This window comes from Pseudomonas yangonensis (genome assembly GCF_009932725.1).
GTDB classification, from domain to species: Bacteria; Pseudomonadota; Gammaproteobacteria; order Pseudomonadales; family Pseudomonadaceae; genus Aquipseudomonas; species Aquipseudomonas yangonensis.
This window is the reverse complement of sequence record NZ_BLJU01000022.1, coordinates 1-15908: the sequence shown is the minus strand read 5'-3', so window position 1 is coordinate 15908 and position 15908 is coordinate 1. Positions and strand designations below refer to the sequence as shown.

General features: G+C 60.8%; 13 protein-coding genes and 1 pseudogene. 9 read left to right on the top strand and 5 right to left on the bottom strand.

The features are described 5' to 3' along the window. The first annotated feature begins 110 nt into the window (after window positions 1–110). Window positions 111–2852: a winged helix-turn-helix domain-containing protein gene (locus GYB81_RS19900; protein WP_161867234.1), complete on the top strand. Its 2742-nt coding sequence runs from the start codon at window positions 111–113 to the stop codon at window positions 2850–2852. Here GYB81_RS19900 and GYB81_RS19895 read toward each other — a convergent pair. Next, window positions 2841–3710, bottom strand: coding sequence for a hypothetical protein (locus GYB81_RS19895; protein ID WP_178101889.1), 870 nt, complete (start codon window positions 3708–3710; stop codon window positions 2841–2843). The genes GYB81_RS19900 and GYB81_RS19895 overlap by 12 nt on opposite strands. A 72-nt stretch (window positions 3711–3782) precedes the next feature. Between GYB81_RS19895 and GYB81_RS19890 the strand changes: the two genes are divergently transcribed. Both GYB81_RS19890 and GYB81_RS19885 read left to right on the top strand, forming a co-directional pair. Further along, the gene (locus GYB81_RS19890; RefSeq protein ID WP_161867232.1) at window positions 3783–4451 is read left to right on the top strand and encodes a TetR/AcrR family transcriptional regulator; all 669 of its coding nucleotides are present in this window, start codon (window positions 3783–3785) and stop codon (window positions 4449–4451) included. A gap of 115 nt (window positions 4452–4566) precedes the next feature. Continuing rightward, on the top strand, window positions 4567–5508 hold the full coding sequence (locus GYB81_RS19885; protein ID WP_161867231.1) for an alpha/beta fold hydrolase: 942 nt from the start codon (window positions 4567–4569) through the stop codon (window positions 5506–5508). Between the two features lie 274 nt (window positions 5509–5782). Here GYB81_RS19885 and GYB81_RS19880 read toward each other — a convergent pair whose 3' ends face one another. Continuing rightward, window positions 5783–6628: a metal-dependent hydrolase gene (locus GYB81_RS19880; protein ID WP_161867230.1), complete on the bottom strand. Its 846-nt coding sequence runs from the start codon at window positions 6626–6628 to the stop codon at window positions 5783–5785. 35 nt (window positions 6629–6663) lie between these two features. On the opposite strand from GYB81_RS19880, the gene GYB81_RS19875 reads away from it, so the two are divergent. The 6 genes and pseudogenes from GYB81_RS19875 to trfA all read left to right on the top strand — a co-directional run bounded on the left by GYB81_RS19875 (window position 6664) and on the right by trfA (window position 10451). Beyond that, window positions 6664–6999, top strand: a complete 336-nt coding sequence (locus GYB81_RS19875; protein WP_161867229.1) for a hypothetical protein — start codon at window positions 6664–6666, stop codon at window positions 6997–6999. After that, entirely contained in the window at window positions 6977–7999 is a 1023-nt protein-coding gene (locus GYB81_RS19870) for an AraC family transcriptional regulator (protein ID WP_161867228.1), read from the top strand. The genes GYB81_RS19875 and GYB81_RS19870 overlap by 23 nt, the downstream gene beginning before the upstream one ends. After that, window positions 7999–8067, top strand: a pseudogene (locus GYB81_RS19865) (MBL fold metallo-hydrolase); the annotation flags it as partial. The gene GYB81_RS19870 and the pseudogene GYB81_RS19865, both read left to right, overlap by 1 nt. Window positions 8068–8240: 173 nt before the next feature. Further along, window positions 8241–9038, top strand: coding sequence for a hypothetical protein (locus GYB81_RS19860; RefSeq protein ID WP_161897941.1), 798 nt, complete (start codon window positions 8241–8243; stop codon window positions 9036–9038). A 214-nt stretch (window positions 9039–9252) separates the two neighbouring features. After that, window positions 9253–9579 carry a helix-turn-helix transcriptional regulator gene (locus GYB81_RS19855; protein WP_161867226.1) on the top strand — a complete coding sequence of 109 codons (327 nt, stop codon included), beginning with the start codon at window positions 9253–9255 and terminating at the stop codon, window positions 9577–9579. 2 nt (window positions 9580–9581) lie between these two features. Continuing rightward, on the top strand, window positions 9582–10451 hold the full coding sequence (trfA, locus tag GYB81_RS19850) for a plasmid replication initiator TrfA (RefSeq protein ID WP_161867225.1): 870 nt from the start codon (window positions 9582–9584) through the stop codon (window positions 10449–10451). Window positions 10452–10774: 323 nt separating this feature from the next. Here trfA and GYB81_RS19845 read toward each other — a convergent pair whose 3' ends face one another. The 3 genes from GYB81_RS19845 to intI1 form a co-directional block, all read right to left on the bottom strand. Then, window positions 10775–13741, bottom strand: a complete 2967-nt coding sequence (locus GYB81_RS19845) for a Tn3-like element TnAs1 family transposase (RefSeq protein ID WP_125896129.1) — start codon at window positions 13739–13741, stop codon at window positions 10775–10777. 3 nt (window positions 13742–13744) lie between these two features. Beyond that, entirely contained in the window at window positions 13745–14305 is a 561-nt protein-coding gene (locus tag GYB81_RS19840) for a recombinase family protein (protein ID WP_015648284.1), read from the bottom strand. A 434-nt stretch (window positions 14306–14739) separates the two neighbouring features. After that, window positions 14740–15753: a class 1 integron integrase IntI1 gene (intI1, locus tag GYB81_RS19835; protein ID WP_000845039.1), complete on the bottom strand. Its 1014-nt coding sequence runs from the start codon at window positions 15751–15753 to the stop codon at window positions 14740–14742. Window positions 15754–15908 lie beyond the last annotated feature (155 nt).

Sequence of the window (15908 nt, the reverse complement as noted above, 5' to 3'; positions counted from 1 at the left end):
GTGCCGGCTTTTTCGTTACGGACTGTAGCGGACGCTTCAAATGGCCATTGCAAGTCGCTAGGCTGGGTTCAGATCGAGCCCGCTGACGTAGAACTTCCAAGAATAGGCCGATGACAGATCTTTCCCGCTCGCCAGGTTTTCCCTACACACCGGCTACACCGGTGGAGGCGCGTTTCTATCGTCCGCCGTTGCCAGCAGGGCATATGCCTCGTCCCAGGTTGTGCGAACGTCTCGAGGAGGGTCTGCAGGGGCGCTTGCTGCTGGTCAGTGCGCCGGCCGGCTTTGGCAAAAGCTCCCTGGCCATCGAGTTCTGCGAACGCCTGCCCCATCACTGGCATAGCCTCTGGCTGGGGCTCAGCGAACGTGATCGTGACCCTGGACGTTTTCTCGAGCGCATGCTGCAGGGACTGCAGCAGTTCTACCCCGGCCTTGGCGAGGAAGCGCTCGGCCTGTTGAAGATGCGTCAGCGCCACCAACCGTTCGCATTCGAGCAATGGCTCGATGGTCTGCTCGATGAGCTGACGCGGCAACTCGACGGTGGCCAGCCGCTGTTGCTGGTGCTGGACGATTACCACCTGGCGCAGGGGCCGGTACTCGATCGTTGTTTGCAGTTTTTCCTCAATCACCTGCCACCCGGTGTGTTGCTACTGGTCACCAGTCGCCAGCGGCCGGACTGGCACCTGGCGCGCCTGCGTCTGTCGCGACAGCTGCTCGAGCTCAGCGAACAGGATCTGCGCCTGACCGCTGCCGAACTGGATGAATTGTTGGCAAGCCAGGGCGCACGCTTCGAACGGCAGCAGGTCAGCGGGATTCTGCAGCGCAGCGAGGGCTGGATCGCGGGCTTGCGCCTGTGGCTATTGGCCGCCGAAGAACTGGCAGAGACGGGTGAGGCGCTGCAGCTGCACGGCGGTGAAGGGCTGATTCGCGAGTACCTGCTCGAAGAGGTCATTGACCGGCAACCTGCCGAAGTGCAGCAGTTTCTCTACGACACGGCCTGCATGGAGCGCTTCTGCGCTGAACTGTGCGACGCGGTTCGTGACAGTCATGACAGCGCTGCGATCATCCGCCAGTTGCAGGCCAATCAGGTGTTTCTGGTGCCACTGGATGAGCAGGGGCGCTGGTTTCGCTATCACCATCTGTTCTCCGATCTGCTCAATGCGCGTCCAGCCGACGGTTTGAGTCGCTCTCGCAGCGGTGCTCATCTGCGTGCCTGCCGCTGGTTCGCTGCGCAGGGCATGTTGGATGCCGCCATTGAACAGGCGTTGCTGGCAGGGCAGTCCGATGTCGCGGCGAGCCTGGTACAGAACCTTTCCGAAGAGCAGATGCTTGCGGAGCAAAACATCGCCATGCTGCTGCGCTGGAAGGCCAACCTGCCGGATGACCTGCTGGCCAGCACACCGCGGCTGATCATGCTCTATGGCTGGGCGCTGGCGCTCGCCTGTCAGCTTGATGCCGCTCAGGAACTGCTCGATCAGCTCGGACGATTCCTGCCTGCTGCCGATCCGCTCAATCAGCGCAGCCTGCTGGCGCAGTGGCAGGCGCTCGATGGGGTCATCGCTCGGGGACGTGGCAATGGAGTACGTGCCGAGCAGCAGTGCAGCGAGGCGCTGGCCGGTTTGCCGGCGGAGCGTTATGGCCCGCACTTCATGTGTCTTTCGGCTCTTTCCAACCTGGCCATGGTGCGTGGCGATCTATGGCGTGCACGCGGGCTGAACCGTGACGCCCTGGAGTTGGCGCAGCGTATCGATAATCCGCTGCTGGAGGCGCTGGCTCACTACGAGCGCGCCCGGGTACTGCAAGGCCGCGGCGAAGTGCTGCGCGCGCAGGATGAAGTGCAGCAGGGCTTGGCGCTGGTGCAGCGCCTGCCTGCGCAGCGCAACTACTCGGTTCGGGCGCGCTTGACGATCTATGAAGGCTACCTGCTCAGCCTGCGGCTGCAGCCTCAGGCGGTGGAGCGTTTGCGCGCCGGGGTCGCCGAGGCCAGGGCCTGTCGCGATGTCGGTGCGCTGATCGGTTACTGCGTGCTGGCCAGCCTCGAGGGCCGTGATGGCCGCTCTGCCGAGGCGTTTGCCCTGCTTGGTGAGGCCGAACGTCTGATGCATGTCTGGGACGTGCCGGCGATCTACTATCTGGCGATGATCACGCTGATGAAGTGCGAGCTGTGGTTGCGCCAGGGGCAGGTCGAGCTGGCAGCTGCCTGGCTGCCGCAGCTGGCGGAAACCTATGGGGAAGGGCGAGCGCTGGCGCCGGAGTTTCACCCGCAGCTGGCGCTGCATATCGATCTCCAGCAGGCAGCTCTGGAGCGTCTTCAAGGGGCAGTGGAGATTGCCGAGCGCCGTCTGCGGGCCTTGCAGCAGCGGGCACAGGGTTTGGGCGGCCAACTGGTCGGTCTGGCGGCGCAGGCGCAGCTCGCCCAGTTGCTGCGGCAAACCGGGCGAGGGCGTGAGGCGCAGCAACAGCTCGACAGTTGTCTTGACCTCGCGCAGGGCGGTGCGCTGCTGCCGTTCATCGAATTGATACAACATCAGCCGCAATGGCTGCGCGAGCGCCTTAAAGAGCGTCCGTCGTCCTGCCAGGTACGGGACGCCTTGCTAGGCCAACTGCCGGCAGAGCGAGCCCTGGCGGAGTCGCCTGAAACCGAGCATGAGCCGCTTACCGAAAAACTCAGCAGCCGCGAGTTGGCGGTATTGCAGCTGATCGCCCGTGGCTGTTCGAATCAGGAAATCAGCGAGCGTCTGTTCATTTCCCTGCACACGGTCAAGACTCACGCGCGGCATATCAACAGCAAGCTCGGCGTGGAACGGCGCACCCAGGCCGTCGCCCGTGCCAAGGGGCTGGGGCTATTGCACTGAGGTTGGCGCCGACAGGTCCAAGGCTGGCGTCTTGACCGCCGGTTTCACCGGTTGCGCCAGTTTCGCCTGCACATCGGCGTGAATCATCCGCAGCACGGGGAGCAGGGCGGCCATATCCTGGCCGATCTGCGGGTAACGATGACCGGTGCTGAGCCCTTCGATGCGCACCAGCAGCTGCGCCTGCACTTCGGCAGGCAGATGAACGAACAACTCCGGCAACTGCTGGCTCAGCTCGGCGCTGTAGAGCAGCAGCTCATCGCGGCCAAAGGCTTGTGTCAGCTCCAGATAGTCGAGGGCGCTGCCACTTAGCATGGCCGCCGCCGCCTTGGTTTCCTGCAGCCCCTGAAGACGGACGGGATTGCTCTGCTCGCCTTGCGACAAAGTCATCCAGAACTCGGTGGTGAGGCTGAACAGTATGGCCTGCTGGCGCAGCGAATAGCTCATCAGGCCGAGCGCCTCGGCAGCGTAGGGCTGCTGTTTGGCGCGGAAGTCGAAGTACAGGCGCATCAGCTCCTTGAGCTCGAACAACACCTCACGCGCTTCGTTCTGACGCAGTTCCAGCGGTGCATAGATGTTCAGCTGCGGGCGGAAGTTTTCCGGCGAAACCATGCGCTGGTAGATCGGCCCGGTGAACTCGCCGCTGCGCCGCGGCAGCGCGTTGAGCTGGCTGCTGTCGACCTTTTCCAGGGCTTCGCGCAGTTGTCGGTAGTCGTCACTGCGCCAGGGTTTGTGGATGTCCGGAATGCGCTGGCCGAGATAGAAAAGCTCGGCGGCGCCAAGCGGCGGCAACCAGACCAGCAAAAGGATGGCCAGCGGCCAGAACAGGCGACGTGCTAGGGTGGGCGACACGATGAACATCCGCGGCAAGAGGCGCCTTCAGAGTACTCAGCCTGGAGCGTCACGTCACCCGCGCCTTTGGTTGGGAGCAGCATGGACGAGTTGGCCGGACACGGTGCGATACGGGCGGTTTTCGAGGACCTGGGCGGTTACGGCGCGGTGGCCTCGCAACAGGGCGCAGCTGGCGAAGGGCCTTTGGTTGGTCACCTGCAGCGCACCAACATTCAACTGGCTGCCATCGCTGTGTTCGCCCGCAAGGGGCTGGAGCAGGCAACGGTGAATGATCTGCTCGATGCCGCACAGGTTTCGCGGCGTACTTTCTACAAGTACTTCGCCAACAAGATGGAGGTGCTCGAAGGCATCTACCAGACTTCGGTGATGTTGCTGCTCGCGCGTTTTCGCGAGATGCAGCAGGTCGCGGGCAGTCCGCAGGAATGGCTCAGGGCGATGGTCGGACGCTTTTTCGACTATCACCTTGCGGTCGGGCCGATCATCCGCCTGATGCAGGAAGAGGCACTGCGCGCGCAATCGCCGCTGGCCGCCCATCGTCAGCGCGCGCATCAGGAGATGCTGCGCCTGCTGGTGGAGCGACTCGAACCGGAGCTGGTGCCGCGCGATCCACTGGTTTATCAGGCGCTGATCTGGGCCCTCGAAGCAGCTTCTCTCGATCTGCTCGGGCGTAGCGCCAGCCGCCAGGAAATCGAGCAGGCCAAGCAGGTGTTGGGGGATCTGCTGATCGCCTCGTTATGCCCGCGTTCGTGATTGTTGCGGGCGGCCTTGTTGCCTCGAATAGTGCCTGAACAGACCCAAGGTTGGGCGCCAAGTCGCGCGCTCCGTGCTCTGATGCGTGATACCTACAACAAGAGAGGTATTCCGCATGACCGCCAACAGCCTGTCACTGCAACCACCGCTGGCTGCCGGTTTCGCCCGCCTGGGTTTCGGTGCGCTGCCACTGGAGCGCCTCAAGGCGCGTTACGGCAATGCCGCCGACGGCTCCCGCTATGTCGAACTCGATGGTTTCAACATCCACTATCGCGATGAGGGAAGCCGCGACAAGCCGGCGCTGGTGATGATCCACGGTGTGGTGGCCTCGCTGCACACCTGGGACGGCTGGGTGCAGGCGTTCGCCTCCGACTATCGCATCATCCGCTTCGACGTTCCCGGCTTTGGCCTGACCGGCCCTGCGCGAGACGGCGAATACTCGGCAGAACGCATGATTCGCGTGCTCGGCCTGCTGCTCGATTACCTGCAGGTGGACAAGGCCGATATCGCCGGCAATTCGCTCGGCGGCTATATCGCCTGGAATTTCGCCCTGGCGCAGCCGCAGCGTGTCGGCAAACTGGTTCTGATCGATCCGGCCGGCTACCACATGCACAAGGTACCGTGGATGATCGCCGCCGCTGCGCTACCCGGCGCGACCATCGCCATGCCGATGTGGATGCCGCGCGCGTTGATCGCCCAAGGCATCAAGGAGGTTTACGGTGAACCGGGACGGATCAAACCGGGGGTAGTCGATCGCTACTACGACCTGTCGCGGCGTCCGGGTAATCGCCGCGGCATGATGGACATCTTCCGCGTGCTGCTGAAGGTCAACAAGGAGGAGCTCCATGCGACGCCTGCGCGGGTCGCACAGATTCAGGCGCCAACCCTGCTGATGTGGGGCGAGCGTGATCGCTGGATTTCACCGAGGCACGTGCCACTGTGGCAGCGTGACCTGCCGGGGATTCAGGTCAGGGTCTATCCAGGCGTCGGGCATATCCCGATGGAAGAGATTCCCGAGCAGAGCGCAGCCGACGCGATGAAATTCCTGCGCGGCTGAGCGCAGCACATGCACCTAAAGAGAGGCATGAAAAAGCCCGGCAGGTTCGTAATGCTGTTCATATAAGAAAGGGTCGACCGCAATCAGTCCCCTCGCCCCTCTGGGGAGAGGGTTAGGGCGGGCCGCGTTCGGAGAGGGGGAAAATGGCAGTTCCGCGGTGTTTTCAGCCCTCTCCCATAAATGGGAGAGGGGAACAAAACGTGTACAACCTTAAGTGACAGCATTCCGGACAGGTTCCGGGCTTTTCCTATGCGTTTCGGCCAGTGGCTACAGTTCAGGCTGCGCTGGCCTGCGCTTGCTGGGCGTCGTCGAACTCCACGCGCGTGGCGTGCAGCAGGTCCAGGTTGTCGTGCTCCCAGGGGTGGAAGCCGGTCTTGAAGAAGTCCAGGTAGGTGCTGATCAGCGGGCGGAATACGCCTTCCTTGCCCCACATCCAGCGGATGCCATCACGCCACACGCGCCAGTTCCACAACAGGCCGTCGACCTTGAGCATGTGTGCGAGGCCGCGGGTGGTGTCGAGTACGAAGAAGAAGGTGCCCATGATCATTGCCCGGCGCAGCAGTTTGCGGCTGCCGCACACCTGGTTATAGACGTCGAAGGCCACCGCCTTGTGCTCGGTCTCCTCCAGCGCATGCCAGCGCCACAGGCGGGCCAGAGTCGGATGGGCGTCGGCCATGTAGGCATCATTTCTCAGCAAGCCATCGGCCATGATCGCGGTGATGTGTTCCAGCGCTGCGGTCGCGGCCAGCTGGCGCTGCGGGGAAAACTTCTTCTGGGTGTAGCGGATGCGCGCGCGGGCACGTTTTTCGATGCGCTCGACGTCGTAACCCAGGTCGCGCAGGCGCTGGCTGTATTCCAGATGTTCACGGCTGTGGTGGCCTTCCTGGCCAATGAAGCCCCGAATCTGTTCCTTGAGGACCGGGTCTTCGATGCGGTCGCGGAACTGACGCACCGAGTCGATGAAGAAGCGCTCGCCATCGGGAAACAACACCGACATGGCATCGAACAGGTGGGTCTTGAAGGCGTCGCCGCCGTTCCAGTGGCGCGGCAGCGGGTTGGGCAGATCGAAATCCGTATGCCTGGGGCGGATCTGCAAACCTTCTGGTGTCGTGCTGGCCATGAGGAGTTCCTTGCGCTGTTTGACTGGCTTCTACTATGGATGCGCTGCGCATCGAGGCACAGGTTAGTAACAGCCAAGGTGATGGTCATATCTGGCCACTTCTTCGCTCCAGCAAAAAGTTGGGGCTGATCGAACCGGACCTGGAGATGGCGAGGACGTGCTTTCACGTCAGCAGTCGCTGGCATGAGCGGCGCAATGCAAAGGGTCATTGCCGGCTTCAGAGCGAGCGAGAATGGATTGCCTTGCGCTCGGCAGGAAAGCGTTCATGGGGTTGCCGGTTGGCGATCGGTAAGGTTAAGTTCGGCGAATGTGCGGTCATTTGCGGCCAGCCATTCAAACAACAAGACCATGAAACGAGCCCAGAACTTTAACGCTGAGCAGGCGCCGGTAGCCTATGCCGAGGCGCTGTTGGCGCTGGCCGAGGAGCTTGGCCTGGTACGTGCCGAGGTGTTTGCTGCGGCGCGGGTGCGCCCCGAAGTGCTCGACAGCCCCAACGGACGGGTGTCCTTTCTCGATTTCCATATGCTTGCGCAGGCCGTGCTGGAGCGTTGTGGCGAACCTGCACTGGGGCTGCTGCTAGGTCAGCGACTCAACGTATCCACCCACGGCATTCTTGGCTACGCAGTCCTGTCCAGCGCCAACCTGGGCACAGCGCTGCAGTTCGCCTTGAAGTACTACCGCGTGCTTGGTCTGGCCTTCGATCTGGAGTTGGTGGAGCAGGGTGAGGACATGCAATTGCGTGCGGTCGAGTCGTTACCGCTGGGGCCGCAATCGCGCTTCGCTGCCGAGGGTCTGATGGCCAGCATCCACACCATCGCACGTTTTCTCCTGGGCGAAGAGTTGCAGGGGGTGGCTGTCGGTTTCGCTCATCCTGCGCCTGACTATGGCGAGCGCTATGCCGAGGTGTTCGGTGTGGCCGCGCAATTCGAGCAGCCCTATCACTGGCTGCGAGTGCCCCAACACTATCTGCAGCGCCCCATGGCCCTGGCCAATCCGGCCACGGTGCAGATGTGCGAGCAACAGTGCGAAGCGCTGCTGGCCAGCCTCGACGTGCAGGACGGGCTGCTCACGCGGGTGCGACGTCTCTTGTTGGCGCGGCCCGGCGATTTTCCGGATCTGGAAAGTGCCGCGAGTGCCTTGCACACCAGTGGCCGAAGCCTGCGTCGGCATTTGGCACAAATGGGTACCAGCTACCAGCAGGTACTCGACGACGTGCGCAAGCGCCTGGCCCTGCAGTACCTGACCACCACCCATTTGCCGCTGTATGAAATCGCCCACTTGCTGGGCTTCAGCGACCCGTCCAATTTCCGCCGTGCATTCCGCAAATGGACCGGTAAACTGCCTGGCGATTACCGCAACGAGGCCTCCTGATGAGTACCGCCGAACGTCCCGCCCTGATCCGCGAAACCTTCCCCGTCGGCCCCTTGCAGTGCAACTGCGCTTTCCGCTAGCCCGGTAAGGTCTTGATGTTGAAGGGTTTTTAGAATTTTTATGTTATTTATCAAATAGTTGCGTATTTGCGATGCGATGCATATGGCTGCATTGTTTTGCGGGAAATAGCAGTCTAGGTGTGCCGGATTTGTGCCATTTCATTGGCTAGATAAGGAGCTTCATGGTGAGCGGGATCACTTTGCGTGAGTTCGATGAATTGGCTTTGCGGTATGCACAGGTTTTTCACTACAGCTTCACCTGGAAAGGACTTCGCAGCTGGCAGCTCCGCGTTGCGCTCTATTGCTTCGCAGGCATGCTGATAAGTTTTGTACCTTACGCTTGGGCTACTGGTACCGGCTGGCTAAACCAGCTGTTGTACCTAATTCCCGTGCTGGTGTTTGAAGTCGCGGGGATGCTTTTATGGCTAGGATTATACGACCCTCTAGCTAGGGAACAGCGTATACGGTATGCACGGTTGCTGGGGGACGGTATTTCCTACCAAAGAAAAAATATCGATCTATATAAAACCAATTGGCTGGGGCGAGAGCTGCGAGTGCCGGCTAATAAATATTTAGATTTAGTGAAGTCTTTGAGTGAGGTGCGTGAGCTGAATTCTAAATCCAGGCAGGCAGCTCTGTATTTAGGGGATCGTATATTTTCAGGGTTTTTTAGTGTTAGGCCGTTGTTGAAGATTTCGCTAATACCTCCATTGTTAGGTTTGCTGATGGCGGTGCTTCGTTCTTCTTTGTTTGAGGCTCAAGGGCTGATGGAGGGTATTGAGTCGAATGCCGGTAATTATCTGGGGATTGCGGTTTTTGCTGTAATGATGAGTGTTTTGGTTATTGTGATGTTGGGTTTTTCTTTTATGGCTGGCGGGGCTATTTATACTGTGGTTCTTGATTGTTATATGAAACGGTGCTCGGTACAAAGTCGGGAGCGCTTGGTACAGGAGTTGCTAAAGCGCGCTTGCCTGGTTTAAGAGAGGGCTGGACTCACCTTGCATATGCGTTGCTAAGCGGTTTTTTGCATTTGTTAGCAATGAGCATCGCTTTTCAGCTATACGCAGCATCAGTCAAGGTAAAAAAATCGTCAACTATTCACCTACAAGCAGGGTAAGCAACCCGAGAACCTGTGTGCATTCGAGCCAATCAATGCACGCCAAGGCCGTTAAAGCTTGGTAAGGAGTCGTAAGGATGAAAGCCCTGCTTACCGTGGATGATCTTTCTGGATACATCCATAAATCTGTCACTAGTATTCGCAGTGACGTCACGCGCAACCCACAATCTTTGCCTCCAATCTGCCGGTTGCCTGGCACCAAGCGACTTCTTTGGCGCGTAGAAGATGTAGAGCGCTGGTTGGCCGATCATGTGTCAGGTTCTATTGACGTAGCTGCCTCAGTTACTGCTGAAGCTAGCCATTCCAAGCCAGGCAGGCCTAGAAAGTCGCAGCAGATAAAGAAGCAGAAGATCGCTTTGCTTTCATCGGGAGTCCAGAGCAGAAATGCCGCTGCTGGTGCTTGATCATGAGCATTGGTTGTCCTCCTGATCTTCCTGGTGCATTTGATGCCCGCATACAAAAAATTCGCTCCAAGTCTCCGCAGACTGCGCGCCTGCCAGTACAGCTCCCTTTGTGGCCAGAGGCTACCAGGGGCGTTCCCAATGCTTGGCTACGATGCGCTTTATTTGCAGGAATACAAGGCAAGGGGCGTCAGGCTTTAAATCGCGAACTGCTAGCTACTGTCGATGGGGTCGAAATCCGTTTTTCTGGCTGGCAGCTAGATCAATCGGATTTGGATGTGTGGGAAACAGTAATCCATCTAGCGCGCCACCATCGTATTGGTAATCAAGTTCAATTCACCGAGCTCCAGATACTGAGGGCATTGAAGCGCTCTACGGGAACGAGTGACCGACTATGGTTGAGAGAGACACTGATCCGGCTCGGTGGTGCAATGATTGAAATGAAATTGGGTGGTTTCACGTACTTTGGAGCGCTGCTCAAGGGAGCAGGAGATGAGAGGTCTGGCATGTATGCCATAGAGCTAGAGTCACGTCTTGAGGCGTTATACATGGCTGGTTGGACTCAGATCGACTGGGAGGAACGTGTTCGCCTGCGTCGGAAACCACTGGCCCTTTGGCTTCATGGTTGGTTTTGCAGCCATGCTGAACCGTTCCCGCTTGCTATTGAAACGGTTCAAAAGCTGAGTGGCAGTACCAACTCCCATCCAGGCAGCTTCAAGCGGCAGCTAGCTAAGGCGCTTGATGAGCTTGTTTCAATTGGTGCCCTGGTTTCGTGGTTTTTCAGTGGCCAGCGTGTATGCGTGACGCGTAAACCAACACCAAGCCAACAGCGTCACTTGGCCAAGAGAAAAAGAGATAGGCGTGCCTGTGGATAAGCCAGCTTTTGGACGTGGGATACGATGCACTGGGCCATGGGATACGGTGCACTCGCTGTGGGATGCGATGCACGGGAATGTGGGATATGGTGCACGAAAACATGGGATACGATGCACGCTATCCACAGCGCAAATTAGGCTGTACGCCTTGTGCTGTAAGGGGTGGGGCGGGTTGGTAGAAATGCTCTAATCCTTTTTTAATCCTTCTTTAATCAAAAGAGAGATGCTGCCATCCCTCAAGTGTCAATGAATCCAACTAGTAGCGATTACGAATGCTGAGGTTTCTACCTGGGGGGCTCGCAGAATTCGGAAAAAATCGTACGCTAAGGTTTTCCGGGCATCCGTAGGGGCCGAAACTTCCCGTCTTCCAGTCTGCGGCTCTGCCGCCAGACGTAATCGCCGGTGAGGTTGATGTGCTCCCAGCCCAGCGGCGACAGGAATTGCAGCAGCTCGCCGTCCACCGGCTTGCCGGCCTCGACCAACCCCTGGGTGGCGCGCTCCAGGTACACCGTGTTCCACAGCACGATAGCCGCCGTCACCAGGTTGAGGCCGCTGGCCCGGTAGCGCTGCTGCTCGAAGCTCCGATCCCTGATTTCCCCAAGGCGGTTGAAGAACACCGCCCTGGCCAGCGAGTTGCGCGCCTCACCTTTGTTCAGGCCGGCATGCACGCGGCGGCGCAGCTCAACACTTTGCAGCCAGTCTAGGATGAACAGCGTGCGTTCGATCCGGCCCAGCTCGCGCAGGGCCACGGCCAGGCCGTTCTGGCGCGGATAGCTGCCGAGCTTGCGCAGCATCAGCGAGGCAGTGACGGTGCCCTGTTTGATCGAGCTGGCCAGGCGCAGGATGTCGTCCCAATGGGCGCGGACGTGCTTGATGTTCAGGGTGCCGCCGATCAGCGGCCGCAGCGTCGGGTAGGTCTGCACGCCCTGCGGCACGTACAGCTTGGTTTCGCCGAGGTCGCGGATGCGCGGCGCGAAACGGAAGCCCAGCAGGTGCATCAGGGCGAAGACGTGATCGGTGAAGCCGGCCGTGTCGGTGTAGTGCTCCTCGATCCGCAGGTCGGACTCGTGGTACAGCAGGCCGTCGAGCACATAGGTGGAATCGCGCACGCCGACATTCACCACGCGGGTGCTGAACGGCGCGTACTGGTCGGAGATATGGGTGTAGAACAGCCGTCCCGGCTCACTGCCGTACTTCGGGTTGACGTGTCCGGTGCTCTCGCCCCGGCCGCCAGCCCGGAAACGCTGGCCATCGGAGGATGAGGTGGTGCCGTCGCCCCAGTGGGCGGCAAAGGCGTGGCGATACTGGTGGTTGACCAGCTCGGCCAAGGCCGCCGAATAGGTTTCGTCGCGGATGTGCCAGGCTTGCAGCCAGGACAGCTTGGCGTAGGTCAGGCCGGGGCTCGACTCGGCCATCTTGGTCAGCCCGAGGTTGATCGCATCACCGAGGATTGCGGACAGCAGCAACGTCCTGTCTTTGGCCTCGGCCCCGTCCTTCAAGTGGGTGAAGTGGCGGCTGAAGCCCGTCCAGTCGTCCACGTCCATCAGCAGTTCGGTGATCTTGATGCGCGGCAGTAACTGGCTGGTTTGGTCGATCAGCGCCTGCGCCCGATCCGGCACCGCCGCATCCAGCGGGGTGATTTTCAGCCCTGACTCGGTGAGGATGGCATCGGGCAGCTCGTTGTCCTTGGCCAGGCGGGTGACGGTGGCCAACTGCTCGTCCAGCAGCTGCAAACGCTCTTCCAGGTACTGGTCGCTGTTCGGGTTGATCGCCAGGGGCAGGGCCTGCTCGCGCTTGAGTGCGGCGAACTTCTCGGCCGGCAGCAGGTAGTCGTCGAAGTCGCGGAACTGCCGCGAGCCCTTGACCCAGATGTCGCCGGAGCGCAGGGCGTTCTTCAGCTCGGACAGGGCGCAGATTTCGTAGAATTTCCGGTCGAGGCCTTCCGGGGTGATCACCAGCGGCTTCCAGCGCGGCTTGATGAAGGCCGTGGGTGCATCGGCCGGCACCTTGCGCAGGTTGTCGGCGTTCATCTCACGCAGGGTCTGCACGGCTGCCAGCACGCCTTGCGCGGCCGGCGCGGCGCGCAGTTCCAGCACCTCCAGCAAGGCCGGCGTGTAACGGCGCAGGGTGGCGAAGTTCTCGCCGACCAGGTGCAGGTGGTCGAAGCCTTCCGGCCGGGCCAGCAGCTCGGCCTCGCTGACGCTCTCGGTGAACTCGTCCCAGGGAATCACCGCCTCGATGGCGGCATAGGGGTCGCTGCCGCTTTCCTTCGCTTCCAGCAGCGCCTGGCCGATCCTGGAGTACAGGCGCACCTTGTCGTTGATCGCCTTGCCCTGCTTCTGGAACTGCTGCTGATGCTTGTGCTTCGCGCCGCTGAACAGCTTGACCAGGATGCGGTCATGCAGATCGACCAGCTCATCGATCACGGTCGCGGTGCTCTCCAGCACCACGGCGGCCAGGGTCGCGTAGCGGCGCTGCGGCTCGAACTTACCGAGGTCTTTGGGCGTCATCTGCCCACCCTCGCGGGCCAGCTTGAGCAGGCGGTTCTGGTGGATGTGCCGGCCCAGGCCTTCGGGCAAGTCCACCAGCTGAAATGTCTTCAGCCGCTCGATGTGTTCAAGCATGTGCCGGGAGTTGGGTTTCAGCGGTGCCTGTCGCAGCCAGGTCAACCAGGTGATGCTGCTGCCGGCCTTGAGCTTCAACAGCTCGTCCAGCTTGGCCCGATGCGAGTCCGTGAGTGGTTCGACCAGGGCGCGGTAGACCCGCCGATTGGCCCGCGCAATGGCCTCCGAGCAGGCCCGGTCGATCACGCTCAGCGCCGGCAGGATGCGCCGCTTCTGCCGCAGGCTCTCCAGCGCCTGACCGGCCAGCAGCAAGCTCTTGTCGGTTTGCTGGGCCAGCTCGGTCAATTCGCGCACCAGGACGCGGAAGTCCGACAGGCCGAATGGAGCCAGTTGCAGGTAGGTGCGCAGTTCCTGGGCGTGCTCGCGGCGAGTCACGTCCCGCTCGCCGTACTTCGCCCAGCTCGCCGGCTCGGCCTGAACCTGCTTGGCCACCCACAGGATGACCGGCTCGGGCAGCTCGCTGTCGGTGCCCAGCGCATAGCCGGGGTAGCGCAGCAGGCAGAGCTGCACCGCGAAGCCCAGGCGGTTGGCGTCGCCGCGCCGCTGACGGATCAGCGACAGGTCGGAATCGTTGAAGGTGTAGTAGCGGATCAGGTCATCCTGGCTTTCCGGCAACGCAAGCAGGGTGTCCCGCTCCGTGGCCGAGAGGATCAAGCGACGCGGCATGTATCAGTCGTCCGTGCGGAGGTACTGGTAGAGGGTTTCCCGGCTGATGTTGAACTCGCGGGCAAGCTGCGCCTTGGGCTCGCCGGCAGCCGCCCGCTGCCGCAGGGTAGCAGCCTGCTCGTCGGACAGGGCCTTCTTGCGGCCCCGGTACGCGCCGCGCTGCTTGGCCAGGGCGATGCCTTCGCGCTGCCGCTCACGGATCAGGGCGCGCTCGAACTCGGCGAAGGCCCCCATGACCGACAACATGAGGTTGGCCATCGGCGAGTCCTCGCCGGTGAACACCAGGCCTTCCTTCAAGAACTCGATGCGCACACCGCGCTTGGTCAGCTTCTGCACCAGGCGGCGCAAATCATCGAGGTTTCGTGCCAGGCGATCCATGCTGTGCACCACCACGGTATCGCCTTCGCGGACGAAACCGAGCATGGCCTCCAGCTGTGGACGCTGGGTGTCCTTGCCCGAGGCTTTGTCGGTGAACAGCTTGCCGATCTCGACCTGCTCAAGTTGGCGTTCCGGGTTCTGGTCGTAACTGCTGACCCGGACGTAACCGATGCGTTGTCCCTGCAAGATGCCTCCATGGGCTGGATGGGCGGCAGGGCTTACGTTGGTTTTTGGTTCCATTGCGCCCTAAGCCTTGAATTTGTCAGGCTGAAATCTGTGACCTTGGCAAGCAGGTGTCAAAGAATATGAAAGTAGACTCTATTCTGACGGTGCGGCGCGGCCTTTCCTGACATCCAGTTAGGGTATACCCTATCCGTACACCCTGAAAACCGGCTCCCGTGCGTCTGGATAGGGCCGTTGTCGTTTTCAGAAGACGGCTGCACTGAACGTCAGAAGCCGACTGCACTATAGCAGCGGAGGGGTTGGATCCATCAGGCAACGACGGGCTGCTGCCGGCCATCAGCGGACGCAGGGAGGACTTTCCGCAACCGGCCGTTCGATGCGGCACCGATGGCCTTCGCGCAGGGGTAGTGAATCCGCCAGGATTGACTTGCGCTGCCCTACCTCTCACTAGTGAGGGGCGGCAGCGCATCAAGCGGTGAGCGCACTCCGGCACCGCCAACTTTCAGCACATGCGTGTAAATCATCGTCGTAGAGACGTCGGAATGGCCGAGCAGATCCTGCACGGTTCGAATGTCGTAACCGCTGCGGAGCAAGGCCGTCGCGAACGAGTGGCGGAGGGTGTGCGGTGTGGCGGGCTTCGTGATGCCTGCTTGTTCTACGGCACGTTTGAAGGCGCGCTGAAAGGTCTGGTCATACATGTGATGGCGACGCACGACACCGCTCCGTGGATCGGTCGAATGCGTGTGCTGCGCAAAAACCCAGAACCACGGCCAGGAATGCCCGGCGCGCGGATACTTCCGCTCAAGGGCGTCGGGAAGCGCAACGCCGCTGCGGCCCTCGGCCTGGTCCTTCAGCCACCATGCCCGTGCACGCGACAGCTGCTCGCGCAGGCTGGGTGCCAAGCTCTCGGGTAACATCAAGGCCCGATCCTTGGAGCCCTTGCCCTCCCGCACGATGATCGTGCCGTGATCGAAATCCAGATCCTTGACCCGCAGTTGCAAACCCTCACTGATCCGCATGCCCGTTCCATACAGAAGCTGGGCGAACAAACGATGCTCGCCTTCCAGAAAACCGAGGATGCGAACCACTTCATCCGGGGTCAGCACCACCGGCAAGCGCCGCGACGGCCGAGGTCTTCCGATCTCCTGAAGCCAGGGCAGATCCGTGCACAGCACCTTGCCGTAGAAGAACAGCAAGGCCGCCAATGCCTGACGATGCGTGGAGACCGAAACCTTGCGCTCGTTCGCCAGCCAGGACAGAAATGCCTCGACTTCGCTGCTGCCCAAGGTTGCCGGGTGACGCACACCGTGGAAACGGATGAAGGCACGAACCCAGTGGACATAAGCCTGTTCGGTTGGTAAGCTGTAATGCAAGTAGCGTATGCGCTCACGCAACTGGTCCAGAACCTTGACCGAACGCAGCGGTGGTAACGGCGCAGTGGCGGTTTTCATGGCTTGTTATGACTGTTTTTTTGTACAGTCTATGCCTCGGGCATCCAAGCAGCAAGCGCGTTACGCCGTGGGTCGATGTTTGATGTTATGGAGCAGCAACGATGTTACGCAGCAGGGCAGTCGCCCTAAAACAAAGTTAGGCCTCGCCGAAGCGA